At 39.1% G+C, this 26,647-nt stretch carries 44 protein-coding genes and 1 rRNA gene; 2 read left to right on the top strand and 43 right to left on the bottom strand.

Annotated features, from left to right (window positions below; genetic code table 11):
• A 16S ribosomal RNA gene (locus NC799_RS13140) occupies positions 1-123 on the bottom strand; the annotation flags it as partial.
• Between the two features lie 354 nt (positions 124-477).
• Positions 478-699: a hypothetical protein gene (locus tag NC799_RS13135; protein ID WP_272446899.1), complete on the bottom strand. Its 222-nt coding sequence runs from the start codon at positions 697-699 to the stop codon at positions 478-480.
• Positions 700-833: 134 nt separating this feature from the next.
• Here NC799_RS13135 and pdaB point away from each other — a divergent pair, with 134 nt between their 5' ends.
• Complete coding sequence (pdaB, locus tag NC799_RS13130; RefSeq protein ID WP_272446898.1) at positions 834-1,595, top strand: polysaccharide deacetylase family sporulation protein PdaB; 762 nt, start codon at positions 834-836, stop codon at positions 1,593-1,595.
• A gap of 77 nt (positions 1,596-1,672) precedes the next feature.
• Here pdaB and NC799_RS13125 read toward each other — a convergent pair whose 3' ends face one another.
• The gene (locus tag NC799_RS13125; RefSeq protein ID WP_272446897.1) at positions 1,673-2,263 is read right to left on the bottom strand and encodes a KinB-signaling pathway activation protein; all 591 of its coding nucleotides are present in this window, start codon (positions 2,261-2,263) and stop codon (positions 1,673-1,675) included.
• Positions 2,264-2,398: 135 nt separating this feature from the next.
• Between NC799_RS13125 and gerD the strand changes: the two genes are divergently transcribed.
• Positions 2,399-3,049: a spore germination lipoprotein GerD gene (gene gerD / locus NC799_RS13120; RefSeq protein ID WP_272446896.1), complete on the top strand. Its 651-nt coding sequence runs from the start codon at positions 2,399-2,401 to the stop codon at positions 3,047-3,049.
• 168 nt (positions 3,050-3,217) lie between these two features.
• Here the strand turns inward: gerD and NC799_RS13115 are convergent, their stop codons facing one another.
• From NC799_RS13115 to tuf, 40 genes are all read right to left on the bottom strand, one after another.
• Positions 3,218-4,267 (bottom strand): Mrp/NBP35 family ATP-binding protein, encoded by a 1,050-nt coding sequence (locus NC799_RS13115; protein WP_272446895.1) that lies wholly within the window; start codon positions 4,265-4,267, stop codon positions 3,218-3,220.
• A gap of 86 nt (positions 4,268-4,353) precedes the next feature.
• Positions 4,354-5,079, bottom strand: a complete 726-nt coding sequence (gene cwlD / locus NC799_RS13110) for an N-acetylmuramoyl-L-alanine amidase CwlD (protein ID WP_272446894.1) — start codon at positions 5,077-5,079, stop codon at positions 4,354-4,356.
• Positions 5,080-5,290: 211 nt separating this feature from the next.
• Entirely contained in the window at positions 5,291-5,683 is a 393-nt protein-coding gene (gene rpsI, locus NC799_RS13105; protein ID WP_272446893.1) for a 30S ribosomal protein S9, read from the bottom strand.
• A 20-nt stretch (positions 5,684-5,703) separates the two neighbouring features.
• Positions 5,704-6,141, bottom strand: a complete 438-nt coding sequence (rplM, locus tag NC799_RS13100) for a 50S ribosomal protein L13 (RefSeq protein ID WP_272446892.1) — start codon at positions 6,139-6,141, stop codon at positions 5,704-5,706.
• Positions 6,142-6,416: 275 nt separating this feature from the next.
• Positions 6,417-7,166 carry a tRNA pseudouridine(38-40) synthase TruA gene (gene truA, locus NC799_RS13095; protein ID WP_272446891.1) on the bottom strand — a complete coding sequence of 250 codons (750 nt, stop codon included), beginning with the start codon at positions 7,164-7,166 and terminating at the stop codon, positions 6,417-6,419.
• 12 nt (positions 7,167-7,178) lie between these two features.
• Positions 7,179-7,976 carry an energy-coupling factor transporter transmembrane component T family protein gene (locus tag NC799_RS13090; RefSeq protein ID WP_272446890.1) on the bottom strand — a complete coding sequence of 266 codons (798 nt, stop codon included), beginning with the start codon at positions 7,974-7,976 and terminating at the stop codon, positions 7,179-7,181.
• On the bottom strand, positions 7,973-8,839 hold the full coding sequence (locus NC799_RS13085) for an energy-coupling factor ABC transporter ATP-binding protein (RefSeq protein WP_272446889.1): 867 nt from the start codon (positions 8,837-8,839) through the stop codon (positions 7,973-7,975). The genes NC799_RS13090 and NC799_RS13085 overlap by 4 nt, the downstream gene beginning before the upstream one ends.
• Positions 8,815-9,654, bottom strand: coding sequence for an energy-coupling factor ABC transporter ATP-binding protein (locus NC799_RS13080; RefSeq protein WP_272446888.1), 840 nt, complete (start codon positions 9,652-9,654; stop codon positions 8,815-8,817). Before NC799_RS13080 ends, NC799_RS13085 begins: the two co-directional genes overlap by 25 nt.
• Before the next feature lie 203 nt (positions 9,655-9,857).
• Positions 9,858-10,211 carry a 50S ribosomal protein L17 gene (rplQ, locus tag NC799_RS13075; RefSeq protein ID WP_272446887.1) on the bottom strand — a complete coding sequence of 118 codons (354 nt, stop codon included), beginning with the start codon at positions 10,209-10,211 and terminating at the stop codon, positions 9,858-9,860.
• A 53-nt stretch (positions 10,212-10,264) separates the two neighbouring features.
• A complete protein-coding gene (locus tag NC799_RS13070) occupies positions 10,265-11,209 on the bottom strand; it encodes a DNA-directed RNA polymerase subunit alpha (protein WP_272446886.1) in 945 nt (314 codons plus the stop codon).
• A 227-nt stretch (positions 11,210-11,436) separates the two neighbouring features.
• Complete coding sequence (gene rpsK, locus NC799_RS13065) at positions 11,437-11,826, bottom strand: 30S ribosomal protein S11 (protein WP_272446885.1); 390 nt, start codon at positions 11,824-11,826, stop codon at positions 11,437-11,439.
• Between the two features lie 18 nt (positions 11,827-11,844).
• Complete coding sequence (gene rpsM / locus NC799_RS13060) at positions 11,845-12,210, bottom strand: 30S ribosomal protein S13 (protein ID WP_272446884.1); 366 nt, start codon at positions 12,208-12,210, stop codon at positions 11,845-11,847.
• Between the two features lie 23 nt (positions 12,211-12,233).
• Positions 12,234-12,347 carry a 50S ribosomal protein L36 gene (rpmJ, locus tag NC799_RS13055; RefSeq protein ID WP_003156543.1) on the bottom strand — a complete coding sequence of 38 codons (114 nt, stop codon included), beginning with the start codon at positions 12,345-12,347 and terminating at the stop codon, positions 12,234-12,236.
• A 33-nt stretch (positions 12,348-12,380) separates the two neighbouring features.
• Positions 12,381-12,599, bottom strand: coding sequence for a translation initiation factor IF-1 (gene infA / locus NC799_RS13050; protein ID WP_272446883.1), 219 nt, complete (start codon positions 12,597-12,599; stop codon positions 12,381-12,383).
• A complete protein-coding gene (locus NC799_RS13045) occupies positions 12,577-12,912 on the bottom strand; it encodes a KOW domain-containing RNA-binding protein (protein ID WP_272446882.1) in 336 nt (111 codons plus the stop codon). Before NC799_RS13045 ends, infA begins: the two co-directional genes overlap by 23 nt.
• A gap of 17 nt (positions 12,913-12,929) precedes the next feature.
• Complete coding sequence (gene map / locus NC799_RS13040; protein ID WP_272446881.1) at positions 12,930-13,676, bottom strand: type I methionyl aminopeptidase; 747 nt, start codon at positions 13,674-13,676, stop codon at positions 12,930-12,932.
• Positions 13,676-14,326, bottom strand: coding sequence for an adenylate kinase (locus NC799_RS13035; protein ID WP_272446880.1), 651 nt, complete (start codon positions 14,324-14,326; stop codon positions 13,676-13,678). The genes map and NC799_RS13035 overlap by 1 nt, the downstream gene beginning before the upstream one ends.
• Positions 14,327-14,385: 59 nt before the next feature.
• Entirely contained in the window at positions 14,386-15,681 is a 1,296-nt protein-coding gene (gene secY / locus NC799_RS13030) for a preprotein translocase subunit SecY (RefSeq protein WP_272446879.1), read from the bottom strand.
• Positions 15,681-16,118: a 50S ribosomal protein L15 gene (gene rplO, locus NC799_RS13025; RefSeq protein WP_272446878.1), complete on the bottom strand. Its 438-nt coding sequence runs from the start codon at positions 16,116-16,118 to the stop codon at positions 15,681-15,683. The genes secY and rplO overlap by 1 nt, the downstream gene beginning before the upstream one ends.
• Positions 16,119-16,147: 29 nt before the next feature.
• The gene (rpmD, locus tag NC799_RS13020) at positions 16,148-16,330 is read right to left on the bottom strand and encodes a 50S ribosomal protein L30 (RefSeq protein WP_272446877.1); all 183 of its coding nucleotides are present in this window, start codon (positions 16,328-16,330) and stop codon (positions 16,148-16,150) included.
• A gap of 13 nt (positions 16,331-16,343) precedes the next feature.
• Positions 16,344-16,847, bottom strand: a complete 504-nt coding sequence (gene rpsE / locus NC799_RS13015) for a 30S ribosomal protein S5 (protein WP_272446876.1) — start codon at positions 16,845-16,847, stop codon at positions 16,344-16,346.
• Positions 16,848-16,868: 21 nt separating this feature from the next.
• On the bottom strand, positions 16,869-17,231 hold the full coding sequence (gene rplR, locus NC799_RS13010) for a 50S ribosomal protein L18 (protein WP_272446875.1): 363 nt from the start codon (positions 17,229-17,231) through the stop codon (positions 16,869-16,871).
• A gap of 53 nt (positions 17,232-17,284) precedes the next feature.
• Positions 17,285-17,821: a 50S ribosomal protein L6 gene (gene rplF / locus NC799_RS13005; protein ID WP_272446874.1), complete on the bottom strand. Its 537-nt coding sequence runs from the start codon at positions 17,819-17,821 to the stop codon at positions 17,285-17,287.
• A gap of 30 nt (positions 17,822-17,851) precedes the next feature.
• Entirely contained in the window at positions 17,852-18,250 is a 399-nt protein-coding gene (gene rpsH / locus NC799_RS13000; protein ID WP_272446873.1) for a 30S ribosomal protein S8, read from the bottom strand.
• Positions 18,251-18,279: 29 nt separating this feature from the next.
• The gene (locus tag NC799_RS12995; RefSeq protein WP_026569056.1) at positions 18,280-18,465 is read right to left on the bottom strand and encodes a type Z 30S ribosomal protein S14; all 186 of its coding nucleotides are present in this window, start codon (positions 18,463-18,465) and stop codon (positions 18,280-18,282) included.
• Between the two features lie 30 nt (positions 18,466-18,495).
• Positions 18,496-19,035, bottom strand: coding sequence for a 50S ribosomal protein L5 (gene rplE / locus NC799_RS12990; RefSeq protein WP_272446872.1), 540 nt, complete (start codon positions 19,033-19,035; stop codon positions 18,496-18,498).
• A gap of 26 nt (positions 19,036-19,061) precedes the next feature.
• Positions 19,062-19,373, bottom strand: a complete 312-nt coding sequence (rplX, locus tag NC799_RS12985) for a 50S ribosomal protein L24 (RefSeq protein WP_272446871.1) — start codon at positions 19,371-19,373, stop codon at positions 19,062-19,064.
• Positions 19,374-19,409: 36 nt separating this feature from the next.
• Positions 19,410-19,778 carry a 50S ribosomal protein L14 gene (gene rplN, locus NC799_RS12980; RefSeq protein ID WP_272446870.1) on the bottom strand — a complete coding sequence of 123 codons (369 nt, stop codon included), beginning with the start codon at positions 19,776-19,778 and terminating at the stop codon, positions 19,410-19,412.
• Positions 19,779-19,820: 42 nt separating this feature from the next.
• The gene (rpsQ, locus tag NC799_RS12975) at positions 19,821-20,084 is read right to left on the bottom strand and encodes a 30S ribosomal protein S17 (RefSeq protein WP_143891646.1); all 264 of its coding nucleotides are present in this window, start codon (positions 20,082-20,084) and stop codon (positions 19,821-19,823) included.
• Positions 20,085-20,110: 26 nt separating this feature from the next.
• Complete coding sequence (rpmC, locus tag NC799_RS12970; protein WP_017473656.1) at positions 20,111-20,311, bottom strand: 50S ribosomal protein L29; 201 nt, start codon at positions 20,309-20,311, stop codon at positions 20,111-20,113.
• Positions 20,301-20,735 carry a 50S ribosomal protein L16 gene (gene rplP / locus NC799_RS12965; protein ID WP_272446869.1) on the bottom strand — a complete coding sequence of 145 codons (435 nt, stop codon included), beginning with the start codon at positions 20,733-20,735 and terminating at the stop codon, positions 20,301-20,303. Before rplP ends, rpmC begins: the two co-directional genes overlap by 11 nt.
• A gap of 18 nt (positions 20,736-20,753) precedes the next feature.
• Positions 20,754-21,395: a 30S ribosomal protein S3 gene (gene rpsC / locus NC799_RS12960; RefSeq protein WP_272446868.1), complete on the bottom strand. Its 642-nt coding sequence runs from the start codon at positions 21,393-21,395 to the stop codon at positions 20,754-20,756.
• Positions 21,396-21,398: 3 nt separating this feature from the next.
• Positions 21,399-21,740 carry a 50S ribosomal protein L22 gene (rplV, locus tag NC799_RS12955; protein WP_272446867.1) on the bottom strand — a complete coding sequence of 114 codons (342 nt, stop codon included), beginning with the start codon at positions 21,738-21,740 and terminating at the stop codon, positions 21,399-21,401.
• A 19-nt stretch (positions 21,741-21,759) separates the two neighbouring features.
• Positions 21,760-22,038 (bottom strand): 30S ribosomal protein S19, encoded by a 279-nt coding sequence (gene rpsS / locus NC799_RS12950; protein WP_272446866.1) that lies wholly within the window; start codon positions 22,036-22,038, stop codon positions 21,760-21,762.
• Positions 22,039-22,098: 60 nt separating this feature from the next.
• Positions 22,099-22,929 carry a 50S ribosomal protein L2 gene (gene rplB / locus NC799_RS12945; protein WP_272446865.1) on the bottom strand — a complete coding sequence of 277 codons (831 nt, stop codon included), beginning with the start codon at positions 22,927-22,929 and terminating at the stop codon, positions 22,099-22,101.
• 29 nt (positions 22,930-22,958) lie between these two features.
• Entirely contained in the window at positions 22,959-23,249 is a 291-nt protein-coding gene (gene rplW, locus NC799_RS12940) for a 50S ribosomal protein L23 (RefSeq protein WP_272446864.1), read from the bottom strand.
• Positions 23,249-23,872: a 50S ribosomal protein L4 gene (rplD, locus tag NC799_RS12935; protein WP_272446863.1), complete on the bottom strand. Its 624-nt coding sequence runs from the start codon at positions 23,870-23,872 to the stop codon at positions 23,249-23,251. The genes rplW and rplD overlap by 1 nt, the downstream gene beginning before the upstream one ends.
• Positions 23,873-23,897: 25 nt before the next feature.
• On the bottom strand, positions 23,898-24,527 hold the full coding sequence (rplC, locus tag NC799_RS12930) for a 50S ribosomal protein L3 (protein WP_272446862.1): 630 nt from the start codon (positions 24,525-24,527) through the stop codon (positions 23,898-23,900).
• A 30-nt stretch (positions 24,528-24,557) separates the two neighbouring features.
• Complete coding sequence (gene rpsJ / locus NC799_RS12925; protein WP_272446861.1) at positions 24,558-24,866, bottom strand: 30S ribosomal protein S10; 309 nt, start codon at positions 24,864-24,866, stop codon at positions 24,558-24,560.
• Positions 24,867-25,434: 568 nt separating this feature from the next.
• Positions 25,435-26,625: an elongation factor Tu gene (gene tuf, locus NC799_RS12920; RefSeq protein WP_272446860.1), complete on the bottom strand. Its 1,191-nt coding sequence runs from the start codon at positions 26,623-26,625 to the stop codon at positions 25,435-25,437.
• Between the last annotated feature and the right edge of the window lie 22 nt (positions 26,626-26,647).

The raw sequence follows: 26,647 nt of genomic DNA, 5'->3' as shown, positions 1-26,647 counted from the left end.
CCCGTCCGCCGCTCGGTCCACCAGCGTCACCCCGAAGGGATCAACTAGTTTCACGCGCTCGACTTGCATGTATTAGGCACGCCGCCAGCGTTCGTCCTGAGCCAAGATCAAACTCTCCAATAAATGATTGATTTACTCATAAACTTGACTAGCAATTGTATTTCTTAACATACTGGTTGTTTTGTTCAGTTTTCAAAGATCAACGTTCCAATCAGTGTCGTTTTAGCGACAAGTTATAATATATCACAATTACACAGTCGCGTCAATACTTATTGTAATATTTTTTTCGAAGTATTGTTTGATAACTGGTCATAAACTGACAACAAAAAATAATATAGCACATACTATTTTAAATATCAATAGTTTTTTCACAAAATACCATTACACTATTTTATCCTCCGCATCATCATAGTTAGGTAATCATAAGTGATGACAAAATCCATAAGAATTTTGCCATCTTTTGATTGATGCTTGTATTTATTCATTCTCTAATTTCTTTGGTATGTACTTCATACATTCTTTCTCACTTGCAACGCGTCGAAATAATTGAAAAAGTACCCGATACCTTTCTTGCATAGCTCTTTTAACTAGATGATCAATTCTGCTATCTTCTAAATCCAATAGTAATTCCTCTAATTCCCTTTTTATAAGGTACTCTACTTCTTTTAATTCTACATCGTTTACTAGGAAGCCAATCATCTTATCCCTCCTATTAATCAGTACCCTTATATCATAACCATAATCGTTAAAATTATTAGTTTTTAATCTTTTAAACATCATATTGCCTGAATGAAGGGCATAAAATAGAGCAAGTCCTAAAAGGGGGAGGAACGATGCAACATTTTTTTGTCTTTACGGTTAAAAACTGGAAAAAATGGGGGTTAGTTCTAACTGCAGCATTATTTAGTGCCATTTTTTTATTAGTTGAAACTGAAAGCTCTTTTTCTGTTTTCTCTTCTAAAGAAAACCCTGCAGCTTTAAGTAAAGGAAGTGAAAAGGATCCAAACATTGGCTTAACCTTTAACATAAGTTGGGGAAATGAAATGGTTGAACCTATTTTAGAAAAATTGGACAAGTATGACGTTAAAGCAACTTTCTTTGTTGCAGGGGAGTGGGCAGAACGACACCCAGATTTATTAGAAAAAATTGAGGAGGATGGCCATGAGATAGGCATGTTAGGCTATCGCTACAAAAGTTATCTAAAACAAGAGATTGAACAAGTAAGAAGGGATCTAACCCTTGCCAAGGATACCTTTTCCAAACTAGGTTATTCAGATATTAAACTGCTTCGCACACCTAGTGGTCACTTAAATGAAGAAGTGCTTAAGCTTGCAGAAAATCAAGGGTATCAAGTCATCCAATGGAATATCAACCCTAATGATTGGAAAAATCCTGGGACACAAAACATTGTCGATAATATAATGAAACAAACATCAAATGGGGATATTATTTTGTTACATGCATCAGATTCTGTGAAACAAACACCAAAAGCATTAGATACAATTTTACCAGGATTAAAAAATAAAGGATTTAACTTCGTCAGTATATCTGAGTTAATATCTAGGGCAGACACTAAGTCTAAAGAAATCAATTAAGTACAAGTCGCGCCTTGGTCAGCCTAACTGTTAAAAAAGAGGAATGATTAAAATAAGTCATCCTCTTTTTTATGTGACTAGGTATTTTTATCGATCAGATGGTGTAAGCGTAATAGTTGATAAGCATTACAACAAAGTAATGGGACAATCATAAGCCAGGAATAATCAGAACCACTAGTTCTAAGAGCAGGAACCCATTCAATTGAAGTAACTACAACCATAAAGAATAGAGCTGGGATAAATGCACCTTGGTTTGTTTCCTTTGCCTTCTTTCGTGCAATGACCAAACTATAAATTAGTAAGCCTAGAGAGATGAGTACATATGTCCAGATAGTTCCTGTTTCAGATGCTTTATATCGAAAATAAACCAAATCAAAAAGGGTTATGATTATAAGAATAATTTGAATAAAACCCCAATAACTTCTAAACATTCCAAGAGCTAATTGGTTAACGGTTAAATAAGCAAAAAAGCCCATTTGACTAACCAGACTAAACACAGCTCCTAAAGCTGCAAAGAAAATAATTACTCCGAATAATTCAAACAGATCAAAAGGATTAATGAATTTTGCGTAAGCTCCTGCTTTCACAAAAAAACTTGTAATTAAAGTAACCGCGATACCTAAAAGCAGTGTTGAGAAAAACAGACGTACAATATTTTTACTCTTCAAAACAACCTTCCTTTCATGCAATTTTGCAAGTCCTATGTATTTTACCATGAACAAGAGCATTTTTCTCTCCTGATACATATTTTCTTGCTTGGATACCATATTAAAAGTAAGAAAAACATGAAAGGAGTCCGATATATGAATCGAATAATACCAATCGCTCTTATTTGTTTCTCCTTTCTATTGTTGACTGCTTGCGGTGGTGCGGGTTCAGCAAATGGAGAAAAAACTGATTATGAAACAACTAAGAAAATGGTTACCGATATATTAAAAACAGATGAGGGAAAAAAAGCAATTACTGAAGTATTAAATGACGATGAAATGCAGAAAACCTTTGTTATTGATTCAAAACTTGTTAAACAATCGGTTACAGAGTCGCTTACATCAGATAAAGGAAAAGAATTTTGGACTAAAATGTTTGAGGACCCAAAATTTGTTGAGTCTTTTGCTAAATCGATGCAAGATAAGCAAGAAGACGTCATAAAAGGCTTAATGAGCGATGCAGAATACCAAAAGAAAATGATTGAAATTCTTCAAAATCCTGATATGGAAAAACAGATGAGTACAGTCGTAACTGGTCAAGAGTTTCGCCAGTATCTTGAAAAGGTTATCCAAGAGCAGTTGGACACGCCACTTTTCAAAGCCAAAATTAGTGATCTAGTTCTTAAAGCTGCCGAAAATATGAAATCTGGAACGAAAGACCAAAGCAGTGGAGAAAGTAGTGATGGAGGATCCGGCGGCGATTCTAGCGGTGGCCAAGGCGGCGATTCAGGAGGAGAAAGTCAATAAGAAAAGCGAAGGGCATCTTGCCTAGCCTAAGGGACAAGCTAAAGCAAGAAAACGTCACGAACAAAATGCTTGGATTTCATTCCAAGCATTTTGTTTATCTTATAAGATAAGAAAGTATAAACAATGCAAGAGCTGTCTAGCTCCGGGCGCCCTGCGCTCTTCCTATCATTATTCCTCAAATTTAGCAATAACTTGAGCAGCGATATTACGGTATTCTTGTCCGTTTGGATGATCTTCTTGATAGACAGAAGGAGCGAACTCACCCTCATCATAAGGTTGTTGCAGCGACAGTCGACCTATTACTTTTGTTTGTAAAGCATCGGCTAGCTTGTCACCGCCACCTTTTCCAAATACGTATTCTTTTTCACCAGTAAGTTTACTTTCAAAAAAGGACATGTTTTCGATAACACCTAATATTTCATGATCTGTTTGTAATGCCATTTGCCCTGCTCTTGCAGCTACAAATGCAGCAGTTGGATGCGGTGTCGTAACAATGACTTCTTTTGATGAAGGAATCATGTTATGAACATCTAAAGCAACATCACCGGTTCCAGGAGGGAGATCTAGAAGTAAATAGTCTATATCGCCCCATTCCACTTCTTTAAAAAAGCTTGTCAACATTTTGCCTAGTCTTGGCCCTCGCCAAATGACTGGGGAGTTATCTTCCACAAAAAAACCCATAGACATAATTTTCACACCAAATCTTTCGACCGGAACAATTCGATTCCCTCTTAGCGTTGGTCGTTCCTCCACTCCCATCATATCAGGAACACTGAATCCGTATATATCAGCGTCAATAATTCCAACCTTTTTACCTAATCGAGCCAGTGCAACAGCAAGGTTAACCGTAACTGTTGATTTACCAACCCCACCTTTTCCGCTAGCAATTGCAAGAAATTTAGTACCAGAACCTTCACCTAAGAGTGACGTATCTGCTTCGGATGTCGGTTGGAATTTAGCTATGACCTCATTAGGCAATTGGTTAAACCTTAATCCTACCGTTGCAGCGCCTTCTTTTTTTAGGAGGTTCACTAATTCTTGTTGCAGCTGCATTTGCTCAGCTGTGTTTACCTTTCCAATGGCAAGTTTTACACTAACGTGATTCTTTTCTTCTTTTATAGTTACTTGCTCAATCCCACCTGTTTCTTCCAAGGTTTTATGTAAAAAAGGATCCTTAATCGGATTTAACAAAGCTATCACTTGGTCTTTTGTTAACAAAATATGTCACCATCCCTTAAATTTAAAACTATAGGTATAGTATAACATATCTGCCATTTTTCATAAGTGATATGGATTACAACTTATTATTCCGCATCCTTTTCTTCTTCACCTTCTGTTACGTAGCGCAGTACACCTTCATACATACTTGCAGCCATTTTCCTTTGGTACTCATTTGATTTAAGTAACCCACGCTCATGTGTGTTGGACAGGAAGCCGATTTCAACTAATGCACCTGGCGCTTTAGCATGTTTGAGCAAATAAATACCGTTTAAGGCTAATGCATCACGTTTCGTGTTTCCAAGATTTCGTTTAATCTCAGCTTGAATTAACTTAGCTAATCGTTCGCTTTTCTCTAATCCTGGGTAGTAAAAGGATTGAGCGCCCCGCCATTGTTCTTGAGGGATGGCGTTCAAATGGATACTTAGGAATAAGTCCGGGTTCTTTTCTTGAATAAAATTAACCCTTTGCCTTATGTCTTCTGCCTTTCTTCGTGACAACCCTTTCGTATCCGTACTTGCAAGGTCTCTATCATCTTCTCTAGTCAAATATACCAACGCACCAGATTGTTGTAGATAATCACGAAGAATTTTAGACACTTGTAGTGCAATATCCTTCTCTAGTGTATCATCAGCACCAACAGCACCACCGTCCGGGCCACCGTGTCCCGGGTCAATGACAATTGTTTTACCTGACAGCGGTAATGACCAAGAATCCCAGGAATTCGTGGATTTTTGAATCGGATATTGCACAAGTATGACGAGTAGTACGGCCCCAATCAACCAACAACCAATTTTTATTGCTCGCCTCATCAGCCTCTTCCCCCTATATATATTCCTGTTTCTCACTATATGGGACAAGATACTAATTTATGACCTTTTAAATAAGAAAAGCGCAAGGCGCCTTGGGAAGACTAAGGCAGGCACTGGAGCTAGACAGCTCTTAGATTTTTTTTATACTTTCTTATCTTGTTAAAAAAGACCCTTTCCACCAAAGTGAAAAGAGCCTTGAAACGTAGATATATTAACGCTTTGAGAACTGTGGTGCACGACGAGCGCCTTTAAGACCGTATTTCTTACGTTCTTTCATACGAGCGTCACGAGTTAGGAATCCTTCGCGCTTTAATGCTGCGCGATATTCTGGATCTGCTTGTAACAATGCACGAGAAACACCATGACGAATTGCACCAGCTTGACCAGTGAATCCACCACCTGTTACATTTACTAATACATCATAGCTACCTTCAGTTTCAGTAATAGCTAAAGGTTGCTTGATGATTGTACGAAGCGTTTCGTATGGGAAGTAATCTTCCGCATCACGTTTATTAACAACGATACGTCCAGTTCCTGGAACTAAACGTACACGAGCAGTTGAACTCTTACGACGACCGGTACCGTAGTATTGTACTTGTGCCACTATTCGTTACCTCCTTTAAATTATCCGCGAAGTTCGTAAACTTCTGGTTTTTGTGCTTGATGATTATGTTCAGGTCCTCTAAATACGTGCAATTTCTTACCCATTTTACGACCAAGACTACCTTTTGGAAGCATGCCTTTGATTGTAAGTTCAAGCATTTGCTCAGGGTATTTCGTACGCATTTCTAAAGCTGTACGAGCTTTTAATCCACCAGGGTGGTTAGAATGACGATAGTACATTTTGTCATTTAATTTCTTACCAGTTAATTCAATTTTCTCTGCATTAATAATGATTACATGATCACCAGTGTCTACATGCGGTGTATAAGTTGGTTTGTGCTTACCACGAAGGATTGAAGCAACTTCACTAGATAGTCGACCTAGTGTTTTACCTTCAGCATCAACAACAAGCCATTTACGTTCGATATTAGTTTCATTCGCCATGAAAGTTGTGCGCATGATCCGTTACCTCCTATATTCCAAAAATCGTTATCGTTTTTAAGATTAAAACTGTTTGCTCCTAGTAATGCTAGAGCACTGTGTCAACTTTTCTTTAGCCAAATGACGACAATTTAACCAGTCGTCAACGCCTCTTATGCTTATATTCCAACACAATTAACTTTCCGGGGCTAATCGTGGTATAGAAATAAATTGCCATAGACCATCTTATAATAAATAGGTACCTGTTGTCAATAGAATGTTACACCTGGATGCGTTGTTTTTTTAATTTTATGCTAATCTGACTCATATTTGACATTCCAAAGGTATAAACCTTGGGGAGGTGCTGTTTTACCTGCACAAGAGCGATCTTTAGCTTGTAATATTTGTTTTAGGTCGGTTGGGTTTCGTTCTCCTCGACCGACTTCGAGCAATGTTCCGACGAGTATTCTAACCATGTTATAAAGAAAACCACTACCTTTAAAACGAAACATTATGGTGTCTACATCCTTCTCACATGAAACATGATAGATTGTCCGGATTTTATCTCCCTTGACACCTGAATTTGCCGCACAAAAGGAAGAGAAATCATGCGTACCTACAATATGTTCACAAGCTTGCTTCATTGCCAATATATCAAGTTCATTACCAATAAATACGGTATGATTTCGCTTAAAAACATCTGGCTCTTTCGAGTTGTGAATAAAATACCGATACTCCTTTTCTATTACACCATATCTTGCATGAAAACTACCAGTTACCTTATGAACCTCTTTAACAAAGATGTCATCTGGTAACATGGCATTTAAAGCCCGTTGCCAATTTTCGATTGGTATGGATAGGTAACTATCAAAATGAATCACTTGACCAAGGGCATGTACCCCCCGGTCCGTTCTCCCCGAAGCTGTTACTTTTACCGGAGTACCTTTGTGCATTTTCATTAATGTTTTCTCAAATTCCTCTTGAACAGTCCTGCCATTTGGTTGTATTTGATATCCTGAAAAGTCTGTTCCATCATAACTAAAGGTACACTTTATTCTTTCCATAAATGACACCTCTTAAGCTCTTGTTAAAAAAAGTCCAATGAGTACAATGCCAAAGGTAATAAAGGCTAAAATATCTATTTTTTCAATACGCAGCTCTCTTAATTTCGTTCGACCTTCCCCACCTTGATAACCCCTTGCTTCCATCGCCATCGCCAACTCCTCAGCCCGTTTAAATGCGCTCACGAATAAAGGCACAAGAAGTGGAACAATTGCTTGAATTCTATCCTTCATTGGTCCTGTACGAAAATCAACACCACGAGAGGCTTGCGCTTTTGAGATCTTTTCTGTTTCCTGCATTAAAGTTGGAATAAATCTTAAGGAAATAGACATCATCAAGGCAAGTTCGTGAACCGGAAACTTAATCTTCTTTAGCGGATTTAGTAAGGTCTCAATCGCATCCGTAATTTCGATTGGAGTGGTCGTTAATGTTAATAATGATGTGACTAAAATTAATAGAAAGAACCGTAGAGATATTGCTATTCCCTGTTCCACAGCACCAGAATAAATGGGATAAGACAATATGCGAAATAGAACTTCTCCTTCTTTCGTAACAACCAAATGAAGAACAAAGGTAAACACAATTAAAAACCAGACAGGTGTCAAGCCCTTTAAGATGTAAGGGAGCTTAATTTTTGTCGCAACAGCTGTTCCAACAGCAAATAATGTTAAGACTGCATAACTTGTCAAAGTATTTGCAAAGAACACAAAGATGACAAAAAAGAAAATAATAGCAATCTTAGTACGTGGATCAAGTCGATGAATAACCGAGTTACTAGGAACATATTGACCGATTATAAGTGCATGGTTCATAGATTTCTGCTCCTTAACTCCTCAACTAATTCGGTGGCTAGTTCAGCTATCGTTTGTCCACGGTAGGCAATCGAAATACCTAATTGCTTTTCCACACCAAATAAAAATTGGACAATTTCTGGAACATCTAATTGGACTTTCTCTAATTCACGCTTCCTTTGAAATACCTCTGTTGGTTTCCCTTCCATATACTTTGTCCCATGGTCCATGATTATGACATGATCAGCATACTTGAGTGCATCTTCCATACTGTGTGTTACCAATATGGTTGTCAGTCCTTTTTGATGATGAAGCTGATAAAACATATTCATGATATCCTGCTGCCCACGAGGGTCTAGTCCCGCTGTTGGCTCATCAAGCACTAATACTTGAGGCTCCATCGCAAGCACACCTGCAATCGCTACCCTTCTCATTTGCCCACCACTTAAATCAAAAGGTGACCGGTCTAATAATTGCTCAGATAGTTGAACAGCATGAATGGTCTCATGGACACGTTTTTTAACTTCCTCTTCACCGACACCAAAATTTTCCGGGCCAAATGCAATATCTTTGGCAATTGTTTCTTCAAAAAGCTGATGTTCTGGATATTGAAAAACCACACCCACTTTACTTCTTAGCTCTTTGATGTCTTTAACCTTTTTATCAGCAGAGAGAGTATAGTCACCAATCTTAACTTGACCCTCCGTAGGTCTCAATAGTCCGTTTAAGTGTTGAATAAGGGTTGATTTTCCAGAACCAGTATGACCAACAATGGCAACAAATGATCCAGATTTAATTGTAAAAGATAGATCATGAATGGCACGATGTTCAAACGGGGTATTAGGTTGATAAGTATAGGTTACATTTTTGAATGATATGTCCATAATTCGTCCATTAACTCCTCATGATTTAATGGTTGTTTACCTAGTTTTATTCCCTGCCTAGATAGTTCATCAGCAAATGTAGCTACAAAAGGTGTATCCAATCCAATTTGGAGCAAATCTTCTTTTCGACTGAACACGTCCCTTGGATTAGACTCTAACCAAACTTCACCTTTATTCATCACAATCACACGACTAGCACGAGTAATTTCATTTAAATCATGGGTAATTGTAATTAATGCTAACTGTTCTGCCTGACGCAAATGGCTCACGGTCTGCATGATCTCCAACCGACCTTTAGGGTCCAACATAGCAGTTGCTTCATCAAGGATAATAACCTTTGGTGAAATCGCTAATACACCAGCAATAGCAACTCTTTGTTTTTGACCACCAGACAAGCGATGTGGTTCGTGAAGAAGGTAATCGGACATCCCAACCTGCCCAAGACTTACATCGATACGTTTGAGCATATCTTCGCGTGGTACGCCTCTGTTTTCTAAACCAAAAGCAACGTCATCTCGAACAGTAGTACCGACAAATTGATTATCAGGGTTTTGAAAAACCATACCTACGCTTTTACGTACATCCCATATGGTGTGTTCATTCACTGTTAGCCCATCAACAATAATTTCTCCTTCCTGCGGAAACAGAAGCCCATTGATAAGTTTGGCAATAGTAGATTTCCCTGAACCATTATGTCCGATGACAGCGACCCATTCGTTTGAATCTATTGTAAAACTAACATTTTTAAGAACCCAGGGTTGGTCCTTACCATACCTGAAAGAAACATTACGAAATTCTATAAAACTGTTTGTCATAATTGCCTCCTTGTTATCAAACCATTAAAGGAAGGGGTGCTTAAATCAGCATAATAGCCAATCAAATGTCCGTAATACTTTCACATAATCTATCAATGATAAGCTAGTCTAGCCAGAAGTCATATTTATTCATAACAAAAAAGGGCTTGGATTCACCTCACGAAGAGATTCTGTCCTGCCCTTCAAGCCTCTAACTTTTGTGATTAAACTAACTCAATAATCGCCATATCCGCGCCGTCACCACGACGAGGTCCTAATTTTAGGACACGCGTATAACCACCTTGGCGCTCTTCATAACGCTTAGCAACGTCAGAAAATAACTTTTGTACAGCATCTTCATTCTCGTTAGCCTCTGCGTTATAAAGAAAAGCTGCTGCTTGACGACGGGCATGAAGATCACCACGTTTACCAAGAGTAATCATTTTTTCAACAACAGAGCGCAATTCTTTTGCTTTTGCTTCTGTTGTTTCAAGACGTTCATGAATAATTAAATCCGTCGCAAGGTTACGTAGCAATGCCATACGTTGGTCTGTTGTACGACCTAGTTTTCTAGCCATGGATTATCCCTCCCTTTTTCGGAAATCTCTAAAGGTGTCTAAAGTAACATGTATCAATCGTCTTTACGTAAACCTAGTCCTAAATCTTCAAGCTTATGCTTTACTTCTTCTAATGACTTACGACCTAAATTACGTACTTTCATCATATCTTCTTCTGATTTATGAGCAAGCTCTTGTACTGTATTAATTCCCGCACGTTTTAAACAGTTATAAGAACGAACAGATAAATCTAATTCTTCAATCGTCATTTCTAAAACTTTTTCTTTTTGGTCTTCTTCTTTTTCGATCATAATTTCAGCGTTTTGTGCCTCATCAGTTAGACCAACAAAGATATTTAGATGCTCGGTATAAATTTTTGCACCTAAAGAAACAGCTTCTTCAGGCCTAATACTGCCATCTGTCCATACATCTAGCGTAAGCTTATCGTAGTTTGCAATTTGTCCTACGCGTGTGTTTTCCACTTGATATGTCACTTGTGATACTGGTGTAAAAATGGAATCCACTGGAATAACTCCGATCGGTTGATCATCATGATTATTCGCATCTGCAGGACGATATCCACGTCCACGCTCAGCATTAATTTTCATACGTAAATGAGCATTGCTACCAAGTGTAGCTATATGCAGATTCGGATTTAATATTTCTACGTCACTATCAAAGGTGATATCTGCAGCCGTTACTTTTCCTTCTCCCTGCACATCTATTTCTAATGTTTTCTCCTCATCAGAATAGATTTTAAGCGCTAGTTTCTTAAGATTAAGAATAATAGCTGTTACATCCTCTACAACACCATCTATGGTTGAAAACTCATGGAGAACACCATCTATTTGAATGGATGTCACAGCAGCTCCAGGAAGCGAGGATAAAAGGATACGACGCAAGGAGTTACCTAGTGTAGTTCCATATCCACGTTCTAGTGGTTCTACGACGAACTTCCCAAAAGTAGCATCATCGCTGACCTCTACCGTTTCAATCTTTGGTTTTTCGATTTCGATCATTAAATAAAACCCTCCTTCAAAACGTCGAAACCCCGGCTAGACAATGTCTAACCGAAATTCCTCAGGTAAGCAGTTACCGTGTCTGCACTATGCAATTTCGTATTCTTCTGTCATATGCGATGCTGTCTGAAGGCGTTAAAGACTTATTGTCAATCACCGTTTGACGTAAATTCTTTTAGCTATCATAACCCATTATAGACATGCTGACAAATTATATACGGGTAATTTTATACACGACGACGTTTTGGTGGGCGGCAACCATTGTGAGGAACAGGTGTTACATCAACAATGGCAGTAACTTCTAAACCAGCTGCTTGAAGTGAACGGATAGCTGCTTCACGACCAGCACCAGGACCTTTAACAGTTACTTCTAATGTCTTCATACCGTTTTCTTGGGCACCTTTAGCTGCTGCTTCTGCTGCCATTTGTGCAGCAAATGGTGTAGATTTACGAGAACCTTTAAATCCAAGTGCACCTGCACTACTCCAGCTAATAGCGTTACCTTGCGTATCGGTAATAGTAACGATCGTATTGTTAAAAGTAGAGCGGATATGTGCAATACCAGTATCAATATTCTTTTTCACTCTACGTTTACGAGTATTTTGTTTACGAGCCATAGTCAACTAACCTCCTTCTTATTTTTTCTTGTTAGCCATTGTCTTACGTGGACCTTTACGAGTACGAGAGTTGTTCTTTGTCTTTTGTCCGCGAACTGGTAAACCTCTACGGTGGCGTAAACCACGATATGATCCGATTTCGATTAAACGTTTAATGTTCAGTGACACTTCACGACGAAGGTCGCCTTCTACTGTGAATTTTTCTACTTCTTGACGGATACGTGCTAGTTCATCTTCTGTTAGATCTCTTACACGAGTATCTTCAGAAACACCAGCCTCTTTTAAAATTTGTTGTGCAGTCTTTTTTCCGATCCCGTAAACATACGTAAGGGAAATAACTACACGCTTTTCACGAGGAATATCTACACCTGAAATACGTGCCATTTAAGTTGTGCACCTCCTTATTATTAACCTTGTTTTTGCTTGTGTTTAGGGTTTTCACAAATAACCATTACTTTGCCTTTACGACGAATAACTTTACATTTTTCACATATTGGTTTTACAGATGGCCTTACCTTCATCATCCATACCTCCTTTTGTATCGGAGCTTTCTATTATTTATATCGGTACGTAATACGACCTCTTGACAAATCATATGGAGAAAGTTCAACCGTTACCTTGTCGCCTGGTAGGATTCGAATGAAGTGCATCCGAATTTTACCAGATACATGGGCTAAAACAGTATGACCATTCTCTAGTTCAACTTTAAACATTGCGTTAGGTAACGTGTCAATGACAGTACCTTCTACTTCAATTGCATCGTCTTTCGCCATCAAGTTGATCTCCCTTCCTTAAATCAGTCACCACTTCATTGACAAACTTTGATAGAGCAAAACGCAGCTTACCATTTGTTACGCGACCTGTTTCTAGAAGGCTGTTTTGGACTTCTGGAGAGATGTATTCCATTGGTTCTATATGATGTCGATTCTTTTTTTTCGGTCGATCATATTTTCTCTTTTCTCCATCGGCAAGCAAGACAAAGCGATCATCAACGATATCTATGACAATTGCAAATTGACCTGCTTCACGCCCTTGTAAGATTTGAACTATTTGACCTAATTGCGGACTCGACTCCGTATCATTCAACCACAATCACCTTCACCTTAGGTTATTGTTAATATCTGATAACCTTCTTCTGTTATGGCAATCGTATGTTCAAAATGAGCACACATCTTACCATCTTGGGTGACAACCGTCCAATTATCAGCAAGTGTTTTGACATGACGACTTCCTGCATTCACCATTGGTTCAATGGCTAAAACCATGCCTGGTTTCAAACGTGGCCCTTTATTTGGTGGACCATAATGAGGAATAATTGGGTCTTCATGAAGTTCTTTACCAACTCCATGGCCTGCGTACTCTCTCACAATACTATAGCCCCTTGATTCGGCATAGGTTTGAATGGCATGCGATATATTTGAAAGGTGAACACCTGGTTTTGCTTCTTCAAGACCTTTAAACAATGCGGTCTCAGTCACTTGTAGCAAATCATCCGTACGTTGATTTACTGTTCCAATTGGATATGTCCAAGCAGAGTCTCCATGAAAGCCCTGATACTTTGCACCGATGTCAATGCTTAGTATATCGCCATCTTTCAATGTACGCCCACTAGGAATACCATGAACAAGTTCTTCATTAACGGAAGTGCAAATACTACCACGAAAACCATTATACCCTTTAAACGAAGGAATTGCATCCATGCTTCGAATGAATTCCTCAGCAATGTTATCCAATTCTAGTGTTGTTATCCCAGGAAGTATATACGATTTTAGATGTTGATGTGTCATTGCAACAATTTTACCTGCTACTCGCATCACTTCTATTTCTCGTGGTGTTTTGCAAATAATCATTAAGCTAAGTCTCCAAGTTTATCATCAATATCCTCAAACACTTGATTAATGTCTTTTGCACCATTGATAGTCACAAGATATCCTTTATCCTGATAAAAATCAAGCATTGGTTCTGTTTGTTCTAAGTTGACTTCTAAACGTTTTGTAACTGTTGCAGGTTTGTCATCATCCCTTTGCATCAGTGCAGACCCATCTCTGTCACAAATCCCCTCTTGTTTAGGGGGATTATAAACAACATGGTAGGTCGCGCCACAAGTAGGACAAATTCTACGTCCAGTTAACCGTTCAACAAGTTGATCTTTAGGAACATCAACGTGGAGCACATAATCAATTGTTTGGTTCATATCAGTTAAAAGGTTTTCCAATGCTTCTGCTTGAGCAATTGTACGAGGAAACCCATCCAATAAAAATCCTTTTGCACAATCAGCTTTACTCAAACGCTCTCTAACAATACCAATGGTTACCTCATCAGGAACAAGTTCACCTTGATCCATGAATCCTTTTGCTTTCTTACCAAGCTCTGTTCCTTCTTTTATCGCTAACCGGAACATATCTCCTGTTGAGATATGAGGGATCTGATATTTTTCAACTATCTTTTCTGCCTGTGTACCTTTACCAGCACCAGGGAGACCCATTAGGATTAAATTCACCGTAATTCCCCTCGCTCTCATTTCATCTACGAAATCAGTTTGCGCTCTCTCTCTAGTTATTACTTAATAAACCCTTTGTAATGTCTCTTCACAAGTTGGCTTTCTAGTTGTTTCATTGTTTGTAAGGCTACCCCAACAACAATGAGTAAACTAGTTCCCCCGATTCTTACAGCTTGTGGTAGATTAGCCGCACTACCCAATATTAACGGGAGTACTGAAATCGCCGCAAGGAATAAGGACCCTACAAAAGTCAACCGGTACATCACACGTGTTAAATATGTTTCAGTGTTTTTACCTGGACGAATACCCGGTATATACCCACCTTGTTTTTGCAAGTTTTCGGCCATCTGTTCAGGATTTACTTGAACAAATGTGTAGAAATAAGTGAAGGCAATAATTAATGCTACATAAATCGCCATCCCGATTGGCTGTGTATAATCAAACACGTAGGTGATCACTTCAGCGAACCGATTTCCTTCAAAAAAGCCTGCAACTGTTCTAGGGGCAACAATAAAGGATATGGCAAAGATTACTGGGATAACCCCTGCAGCATTTACCTTTAATGGTAGATGTGTCGAATGACCACCAACCGGACTTCTGTTTTGTATTTTTTTTGCATATTGAATTGGTATTTTCCGCAGTGCTTGTTGAATAAAGATAACTCCAACAACAACTGCAAGAACAACCAAAATGATTAAAGCTACAATAACAATGTTTATGAACAATGTATCGCCTACATTACCACCGAAATATTGTTCAAACAATTGGTTAACACCATTTGGTATTGCAGCAACAATTCCACCAAAGATTAGAATAGAAATACCATTTCCTACTCCATTTGAAGTAATTTGTTCCCCAAGCCACATAAGAAATGCTGTACCACTTGTCAATACAACTGCAATTACGAAGAACTTTCCAAAGCCCGGGTCCTCAATCAATTGTCCGCCTGTCATCGCATTAAAGCCGACAGACATGGCAGCGCCTTGAATGAAGGCTAACACAATCGTTCCATAACGCGTGATTTGGGCAAGCTTTTTACGACCCACTTCCCCTTGCTTTTTCCATTCGGTAAACTTGGGCACAACATCCATCTGCAATAGCTGCATAATAATGGAAGCAGTGATGTATGGCATAATTCCCATCGCAAAGATAGAGAAGTTCTTTAATGCACCACCGCCAAATGTGTTTAAGAAACCAAATACACTTTGTTCATTCATAAAATTAATTGCTTCTCGGTTAGAAAACGGTACTGGAATAAACGTACCTAATCTAAAGACGATTAACATTAACAAGGTGAATACAATTTTTTGCCTAATGTCTCTCACGCGCACAAAATTGGAGATTGTACGAAACATTAAATCACCTCAGTTTGACCGCCCGCTGCTTCGATTGCTTCTTTAGCAGAAGCAGAGAACTTATGAGCTTTAACGGTAAGTTTCTTTTCTATAGCTCCGTTACCAAGTATTTTCACACCTGATTTAAGCTTACTAACTACACCTGTTTCAATCAATAATTCTGGTGTTACTTCTGTACCGTCTTCAAATTTATTTAAAGCATCTAAATTTACGATCGCAAAATCTTTACGGTTAATGTTTGTAAAACCACGTTTAGGCAGACGTTGGAATAAAGGCATTTGTCCCCCTTCAAATCCAGGACGAACTCCTCCACCTGAACGAGAGTTTTGACCCTTTTGACCGCGCCCTGATGTCTTACCGTTACCAGAAGACATTCCGCGTCCTACACGATTACGTTTTTTGCGAGCTTGTGATGGCTTCAATTCATGAAGTTTCATGCGAGCACCTCCTCTTACGCTTTTAAATATTAAACTTCTTTAACAGCAACTAAGTGTGAAACTCTATTAACCATGCCTCTGACAGCAGGATTATCTTCACGAACTACTGTTTGATTAATCTTTCTTAAACCTAACGTCTTAACAGTAGCCTTTTGTACTTCAGATCTACCAATTATACTGCGCTTGAGGGTAATTTCTAACTGTTTAGCCATGTGATTTCCCTCCTTATCCTAACAGTTCTTCAACTGATTTGCCGCGTAATTTAGCAACCTCTTCTGCACGCTTTAACTCACTAAGTCCGTTAATTGTTGCACGAACCATGTTAATTGGTGTATTTGATCCTAATGATTTAGAAAGGATATCACCAACACCAGCAAGCTCAAGTACGGCACGAACAGGACCACCAGCGATAACTCCAGTACCTTCAGAAGCCGGTTTTAACAAAATGTTTCCTGCACCGAATTCTCCAGTAATATCATGTGGAATAGTAGTACCTACGATTGGTACATTAATTAGGTTTTTCTTTGCATCATCGATTGCTTTTTTAATAGCATCTGGTACCTCTTGTGCTTTACCAGTACCAAATCCAACGTGACCATTTTTATCTCCGACTACTACAAGTGCAGCAAAGCGAAAACGACGTCCACCTTTTACAACTTTAGCAACACGATTGATCGTTACTACACGTTCTTCAAGATCCAATTTATTTGGGTCAATGTTTGTACGCAAAATGTGTCCCTCCTTTTACGATTAAAATTCAAGACCTGCTTCTCTAGCAGCATCTGCAAGTGCTTTAACACGTCCGTGATACAAATATCCTCCGCGGTCAAACACTACTGATTTGTGTCCTTTTTCTTTTGCACGAGCCGCGATTAACTCACCGACTTTTTGTGCAGCTTCTATATTACCAGTAGAATCAAGGTTAAAATCTTTGTCTACAGTAGAAGCACTTACGATTGTTGTATTATTAATATCATCAATAAGTTGTGCGTAAATATGCTTGTTTGAACGATACACATTTAAACGTGGACGTTCAGCTGTTCCAAAAAGATTTTTACGTACACGTAAATGTCTTTTCTTACGTACAACGTTCTTATCAGGCTTTGTGATCATCTAGGTCACTCCTTTCTGTTCCCTAACTAACCTTGCTTAACGTTATTGTTATATTACTTAGCAGTTTTACCTTCTTTACGACGTACATGTTCGCCTTCGTAACGGATACCTTTTCCTTTGTAAGGTTCAGGTGGACGAATCGCTCTAATGTTCGCAGCAACAGCACCTACTAATTCTTTATCGATTCCCTTAACAATTACTTTTGTGTTAGATGGTACATCGATTTCGATTCCTTCGCGGTTTTCTACTTCTACTGGGTGAGAATAACCAGCGTTAATTACGACTTTGTTACCTTGCTTTTGTGCACGGTAACCAACACCTTGAATATCTAAGGCCTTCTCATAACCTTTGTACACACCTTCGACCATGTTGCCGATGATGCTACGAGTTGTTCCGTGTAATGCACGGTGTTCTTTATTATCACTTGGACGTTCTACAGTTAGAACGTTATCTTCAACTTTAACAGTCATATCTTCATGGAAAACTCTAGTAAGTTCCCCCTTAGGACCTTTAACCGTAACAGTGTTTCCGTCAATTTTAACATCTACACCTTCAGGAATTTCTAGTAGTTTTAAACCTATACGAGACATCCAGTGCACCTCCTATCGTGTGAATGTTCATTACCAAATGTAAGCTAATACTTCTCCACCAACAGCTTGTTGGCGTGCTTCTTTATCAGATAATACACCTTTGTTTGTAGAAACAATTGCAATACCTAGGCCATTTAAAACTTTAGGAAGCTCATCGGCTTTGGCATAAACACGTAATCCAGGTTTACTAATACGTTTCAAACCAGTGATTACACGTTCTTCGTTAGCGCCATATTTCAAGAAAAGACGTAGGACACCTTGTTTATTATCTTCAATAAGTTCGTAATCACGAATAAAGCCTTCACGCTTAAGAATGTCCGCAACTTCCTTCTTTAATTGAGATGCAGGAAGCTCAAGCTTTTCATGGCGAACCATGTTTGCGTTACGAATACGAGTAAGCATATCTGCGATTGGATCTGTCATAACCATTATTCATTACCTCCTTCCCTAATCGGGGATTACCAGCTTGCTTTTTTAACACCAGGAATTTGACCTTTATACGCAAGTTCACGGAAACAAATACGGCAAAGTTTAAATTTGCGCAATACTGAGTGCGGACGTCCGCAACGTTCACAACGTGTGTATTCTTGTACTTTAAACTTTTGCTTGCGCTTTTGTTTCGCGATCATAGACTTTTTAGCCACAATTTTCCCTCCTTCTATTAGCTTAGACGCTTATTTATGGAAAGGCATGCCAAGTTGAGTTAAAAGTTCACGTGCTTCTTCATCTGTGTTGGAAGTTGTAACAATTACAATATCCATTCCACGAACTTTACTTACTTGATCATAATTAATTTCAGGGAAAATCAATTGCTCTTTAACACCTAACGTATAGTTACCACGACCATCAAAAGCTTTATTTGAAATACCACGGAAGTCACGTACACGTGGAAGAGAAACATCAACAAGCTTTTGAAGGAATTCGTACATACGCTCACCGCGAAGAGTAACCTTTGCACCGATTGGCATTCCCTCACGCAAACGGAATCCTGCAATTGATTTCTTTGCTTTTGTTACCATTGGTTGTTGTCCGGAAATTAGCGCTAACTCCTCTACAGCACTATCTAATGCTTTAGAGTTCTGGACTGCATCACCAACACCCATGTTAATTACAATCTTCTCTACTTTTGGAACTTCCATAATAGAATCATATTTAAATTTCTCTACTAGAGATGGAACAATCTCTTCTTGATATCTACGTTTCAAATCGTTCATCGAGTAGCCCTCCTTTCGTCGCTAGTTTATTTATCTAAAGCTTGACCAGATTTTTTAGCGATACGAACTTTCTTTCCGTCTTTCACTTCATAACCAACACGTGTCGGTTCACCAGATTTAGGATCTAACAACATAACGTTAGAAACATGAATCGGTGCTTCGAAATTTAAAATTCCACCTTGTGGATTATCTTGAGAAGGCTTTGCGTGTTTTTTCACAACATTCACACCTTCAACAAGAACACGGTCTTTCTTTGGATATGCTTCAAGGATTACTCCTTGCTTGCCTTTATCCTTACCAGTGATTACTTGTACTTTATCACCTTTTTTTACATGCATGCTTGACGCACCTCCTTGCAAGGCATTTCTTACGACTTATAGTACTTCTGGAGCTAGAGAAACAATTTTCATAAATTTCGCATCACGTAATTCACGTGCAACTGGTCCAAAAATACGTGTACCTCTAGGACTCTTGTCATCACGGATAATCACTGCTGCATTTTCATCGAATTTGATATAAGAACCGTCTTTACGACGCATACCACTCTTCGTACGGACAATAACAGCTCTTACAACGTCGCCCTTTTTGACAACGCCTCCTGGTGTTGCTTGTTTCACCGTACAAACAATTACATCACCGATATTAGCTGTTTTACGACCAGATCCCCCAAGAACTTTAATAGTTAGAACTTCACGAGCACCTGAGTTATCTGCAACTTTTAAACGACTTTCTTGTTGTATCATAACGCTGTAACCTCCCTTCGGATCGAATCCGAGCGAACTTTATTAAATAATTACCGCTTCTTCAACCACTTCAACTAAACGGAAACGCTTTGTTGCTGAAAGTGGACGAGTTTCCATAATTCGAACGATATCACCAGTTTTAGCCTGGTTGTTCTCATCATGCGCTTTAAACTTTTTAGAATACTTAACACGTTTGCCATATAATTTATGGAACTTATACGTTTCAACCATAACAGTGATGGTTTTATCCATCTTATCTGATACTACACGACCAGTATAGACCTTACGATTATTGCGCTCACTCATTTGAGGTTAACCTCCTCTCGGGTTTACTAGTTATTTACGCTTAGTTCTCTTTCACGGACAACAGTTTTCATGCGAGCAATGGATTTACGAACTTCACGAAGACGTGCAGTGTTTTCCAATTGACCAGTAGCTAACTGAAAACGCAGATTAAAAAGTTCTTCTTTTAAAGATTTAACTTTTTGTTCAATTTCGGCAGTGGTTAGTTCTCTAATTTCATTAGCCTTCATTGATTTCACCACCAATTTCTTCACGTTTTACGAATTTTGTTTTAACTGGTAATTTATGAGAAGCAAGACGTAAAGCTTCACGAGCAACTTCTTCAGAAACACCTGCAATTTCAAACATAATTTTCCCTGGTTTAACTACAGCAACCCATCCTTCAGGAGCACCTTTACCGGAACCCATACGTACTTCTAAAGGTTTAGCAGTATATGGTTTGTCTGGAAAGATTTTAATCCAAACTTTACCACCACGCTTCATATAACGAGTCATTGCAATACGGGCAGCTTCGATTTGACGACTTGTAATCCAAGATGCTTCAAGTGCTTGTAAACCAAATTCACCAAAAGCAATTTCTGTACCGCCTTTTGCTTTCCCTCTCATTTTACCACGATGTTGTCTACGATATTTTACACGTTTAGGCATTAACATAATGCTTTGCCCCCTTCCTTACTTTTTGTTTTTCGTTGGAAGGACTTCACCACGATAGATCCACACTTTTACGCCAAGTTTACCGTACGTAGTATCTGCTTCAGCAGTACCATAGTCGATATCAGCACGTAATGTATGAAGTGGTACAGTACCTTCACTATAATGTTCAGCACGAGCAATATCTGCTCCACCAAGACGTCCAGAAACTTGCGTACGAATACCTTTAGCACCCGCGCGCATGGCACGTTGGATCGTTTGTTTTTGTGCACGACGGAATGAGATACGATTTTCTAGTTGACGCGCAATATTTTCTGCTACTAATTTAGCATCTAAATCTGCTTTTTTAACTTCAACAATGTTAATGTGTACTCTTTTACCAGTTAAAGTGTTAAGTGATTTACGTAAAGCTTCAACCTCAGAGCCACCTTTACCAATTACCATACCTGGTTTAGCAGTAGAAATAGAGACGTTCACGCGGTTAGCTGCACGTTCGATTTCAATACTAGATACAGCAGCATCTTTCAGACGTTGTTCTATATATTCACGAATTTTAATATCTTCATGCAATAAGTCTGCATAGTCTTTGCCAGCAAACCACTTTGATTCCCAATCACGGATAATGCCAACACGAAGTCCTACCGGATTAACTTTTTGACCCACAGATTATCCCTCCTTCTTTTCTGATACAACAACAGTAATATGGCTAGTTCTTTTATTGATCTGACTAGCACGTCCCATAGCGCGGGGACGGAAACGTTTCAAAGTTACGCCCTCGTTTACAAATGCTTCTGAAACTACTAAGTTGTCAGTGTTCATTTCATAGTTGTGCTCTGCATTTGCAACCGCAGAACGAAGTACCTTTTCAACAACTGGCGAAGCGCCACGTTGTGTGTGGTTCAATATAGCAATTGCTTCTCCAACTTGTTTTCCTCGAATTAAATCGACAACCAAACGAACTTTACGAGGAGCGATTCGAACAGATTTTGCAACAGCTTTAGCTTGCATAAAGAGTGCCTCCTCTCATTTAGCGTTTTGTTTTCTTATCATCACCAGCATGCCCTCTATACGTGCGGGTTGGTGCAAATTCACCTAATTTATGGCCTACCATGTCTTCTGTAACAAATACCGGTACGTGTTTACGACCGTCATATACTGCGATAGTGTGACCAATAAAGTCAGGGAATATAGTGGAACGACGTGACCAAGTTTTCACCACTTGTTTCTTGTCATCTTCATTTAACTTCTGAACTTTCTTAAGCAAATGGTCATCTGCGAAAGGTCCTTTTTTCAAGCTACGACCCATACATAAACCTCCCTTTACGATTGAGAGACGGGCTAATATTCCCGCCCAATTCAACCCAGTTTATTTTTTACGTTTACGTACAATAAATTTATCTGTTGACTTATTACGTTTACGAGTTTTGTATCCAAGTGTTGGTTTGCCCCAAGGTGACATTGGTGATTTACGACCGATTGGTGCACGACCTTCACCACCACCGTGTGGGTGATCATTAGGGTTCATAACAGAACCACGAACAGTAGGACGGATACCTTTCCAACGAGAACGTCCAGCTTTACCGACATTGATAAGTTCGTGTTCAAGGTTACCAACTTGACCTACTGTCGCACGACAAGTACCTAGAACTAAACGTACTTCACCAGAAGCTAAACGCACCAAAACGTATTTACCTTCACGGCCAAGAATTTGCGCTTGTGAACCTGCTGAACGAGCAAGTTGTCCCCCGCGTCCTGGCTTTAACTCAATGTTGTGTACAATTGTACCAACTGGGATGTTTTCAAGTGTTAGTGCATTTCCAATTTTAATATCAGCACCTTCACCAGAAACTACTTCATTGCCTACTTGCAATCCTTTTGGAGCTAATATATAACGCTTTTCCCCATCTGCATAGTTAACTAGCGCGATATTAGCTGTACGGTTCGGATCATACTCGATTGTAGCAACGCGTCCTGGTATTCCATCTTTATCACGTTTAAAATCGATAATGCGGTATTTACGCTTATGTCCACCGCCTTGATGACGAACAGTTAATTTACCCTGATTGTTACGTCCACCACGTTTACTTAACGGGGCAAGTAAGGATTTTTCCGGCTGATCAGTAGTGATTTCAGCAAAATCAGAAACTGACATACCACGTCGACCATTAGAAGTTGGTTTATACTTTTTAATCGCCATCTTTGTCCCTCCTTCTCTAATTAAAGTAATTATACTCCTTCAAAGAACTCAAGTTCTTTACTGTCTTTAGATAGCTTAACAATAGCTTTTTTACGATCTGAACGAAAACCACCATAACGTCCCATACGTTTGAATTTACCTTTAAGGTTTTGCGTATTTACTTGCTCAACTTTGACACCAAAAATAACTTCAACGGCATCTTTAATTTGGGTCTTATTAGCTCTAGTATCTACTTCAAACGTATATTTCTTTTCTGCCATTAAATCAGCAGAATGTTCTGTAATAACTGGGCGCTTAATAATATCACGAGGATCTTTCATTATGCAAGCACCTCCCCTGCTTTTTCAGCTGCATCCTTAGTAAGAATTAGCTTATCATGCGTAAGCAAGTCTAGTACATTCACTTCACTTACAGGTAATACTTTAACGTTTGGTAGGTTATTAGCGGAACGAGCAACAACCTCATCTTTATCAGATGTAACGATTAATGCTTTTTCAGAAACATTTAAGCCTGCTAACAATTTAACAACTTCTTTTGTTTTAGGAGCATCAAAAGCTAATCCTTCAAGAACAACAATGCTGTCTTCTTTTACCTTAGAAGATAAAGCTGATTTAAGTGCTAATCTGCGTACCTTTTTCGGTAATTTATAACTATAACTGCGCGGAGTTGGTCCAAATACTGTTCCACCACCTACCCATTGCGGCGAACGAATAGAACCTTGACGCGCACGACCAGTACCTTTCTGACGCCACGGCTTACGACCTCCACCACGTACTTCAGAACGACCTTTAACAGCGTGAGTTCCTTGACGTCGAGAAGCTTGTTGCATCACTACTGCATCATGTAATACATGCTCATTTGGTTCAATACCAAAAACTGCATCATTTAATTCGATATCGCCAACTTGCGATCCACCTTGATTATATAGTGCTACTTTAGGCATGACATATCCTCCCTTCAGTTTGTGATTAGTTAGCCTTTACTGCACTCGTAACCTTTACGAATGATTTCTTTGCACCTGGAACATTTCCTTTAATAAGTAGAAGATTACGCTCAGTATCCACTTTAACTATCTCTAGGTTTTGAATTGTAACTTGTTCACTACCCATGTGACCAGGTAACTTCTTACCTTTAAACACATGCATTGGATCAATTACACCCATGGAACCTGGACGTCTGTGGTAACGCGAACCGTGTGACATTGGTCCACGAGACTGATTGTGGCGCTTAATTGCACCTTGGAACCCTTTACCCTTAGAGGTACCAGTTACATCAATTTTGTCTCCAACTTGAAAAATCTCCACGCTAACTTCTTGACCAACCTCATACTCATCAAGATTAGCGTTACGGATTTCACGAATGAAGCGCTTAGGGTTCGTGCTTGCTTTTTCAGCATGGCCTTTCGCCGGCTTGTTTGTACGACTTTCTTTCACATCAGCGAAACCTAACTGAATTGCTTCATATCCATCATTCTCAACTGTTCTTATTTGAAGAACTACGTTTGGGTCAGCCTCAACAACTGTTACAGGGATTAATTCACCCTCTTCAGAAAAAAGTTGAGTCATGCCTACTTTGCGACCTAAGATTCCTTTCGTCATCCGTTACACCTCCTATAGTGAAAAGTTCTATTATAATTTGATTTCAATATCCACACCAGATGGTAAGTCAAGACGCATCAACGAATCAACAGTTTGTGGTGTTGGACTAATGATGTCGATAAGACGTTTATGTGTCCGCATTTCAAATTGCTCACGAGAATCTTTGTATTTGTGTACCGCACGAAGGATTGTGTATACAGCCTTCTCTGTCGGTAATGGAATCGGACCAGATACACTAGCACCAGAACGTTTTGCAGTGTCAACAATCTTCTCAGCAGATTGATCTAAAATACGGTGATCATACGCCTTTAAACGAATTCTAATCTTTTCTTTTGCCATTATTTTCCCTCCTTTTCGCCCATTTTTTTAATAGACATTCTCCGCGAAAATTTCTCAACACCCCGCCATGGCAAAGGGGCCGGGTGTGTCAACAACCTTCCGCTTCATCGCCTTTTTAATGACCAACATTAAATATTATACATAATAATAATAGTCATTGCAAGTATTTTTTAAACATTCATCCCTTTAGCCAATCTAGATAAATATTTTTTTAGGCACATCGGCAATTATACAAATATTTTATACTAATTTCAACTATATTTAAAAGTTTACATTAATAACAAATGTTTTTTATTAATAAGTGAGTGTTCACCTGAAGAAAGTTGGTCTTCTTCTATATAAACTTGATCACAGTAAGAAGTGCTATTTATACTAAGGTGGTGCGAATATATTTGATAGATAACCGTACAGTAATTTTGTTAATCTAAGAAAAGCAAAAGCTCCGTGGTCAAACCTGACGTTGCTGTCGCTAAATGTTATCCATTCTTGGATTTTTTAAACTTTCTTACCTCACAAAAAAAGAGCACTGAATTGATTTAATCAATTCAAATGCTCTTGTAACTAGTTATTACTTAGTGATTGTAGCAACAACACCAGCGCCTACAGTACGTCCACCCTCACGGATAGAGAATTTAGTACCTTCTTCGATAGCAATTGGAGAAATTAATTCTACAGTCATTTCTACGTTGTCACCAGGCATAACCATTTCAACACCTTCAGGAAGGTTGATAACACCAGTTACATCAGTTGTACGGAAGTAGAACTGCGGACGGTAGTTTGAGAAGAATGGAGTATGACGTCCACCTTCTTCTTTAGATAGGACATAAACCTCAGCTTTAAAGTTAGTGTGAGGAGTAATTGTACCTGGCTTAGCAAGTACTTGTCCACGGTTAATATCTTCACGAGCAACACCACGTAGAAGTGCACCAATGTTGTCACCAGCTTCAGCATAGTCAAGAAGCTTACGGAACATTTCAACACCTGTAACAACTGTTTTCTTAGGAGCTTCAGCAAGACCGATGATATCTACTTCGTCACCTACTTTAACTATTCCACGCTCAACACGTCCAGTAGCAACTGTACCACGACCAGTGATTGAGAATACGTCCTCAACTGGCATCATAAATGGCTTTTCAGTGTCACGGTCTGGTCTTGGAATATATTCATCAACAGCTTCCATTAATTCATAGATTGCGTTAACGTACTTTTCGTCACCTTCAAGAGCACGAAGAGCAGATCCTTTAATTACTGGTACATCGTCACCAGGGAAGTCGTATTCTGAAAGAAGATCACGTACTTCCATTTCTACTAATTCAAGAAGTTCTTCGTCGTCTACCATGTCGCACTTGTTAAGGAATACCACGATTGCAGGTACACCAACTTGGCGAGATAGTAAGATGTGCTCACGAGTTTGTGGCATTGGACCATCTGCAGCAGATACTACAAGGATAGCTCCGTCCATTTGCGCAGCACCAGTGATCATGTTTTTAACATAGTCAGCGTGACCCGGGCAGTCAACGTGTGCATAGTGACGGTTGTCAGTTTCATACTCAACGTGTGCTGTAGAGATTGTGATACCACGTTCTCTTTCTTCTGGAGCACCATCGATTTGATCGTATGCACGAGCTTCACCTCTACCATACTTGTTGAAAAGTACCGTAGTAATTGCAGCTGTTAAAGTTGTTTTACCATGGTCAACGTGTCCAATTGTACCAATATTAACGTGGTCTTTAGTACGGTCGAATTTTGCTTTACCCATTTATATTTCCTCCTTCAATTAA

Origin of the sequence: Aquibacillus salsiterrae (assembly GCF_028416595.1) — a bacterium.
Taxonomy (GTDB): domain Bacteria; phylum Bacillota; class Bacilli; order Bacillales; family Amphibacillaceae; genus Aquibacillus_A; species Aquibacillus_A salsiterrae.
This window is presented reverse-complemented; position numbering and strand designations above follow the sequence as displayed.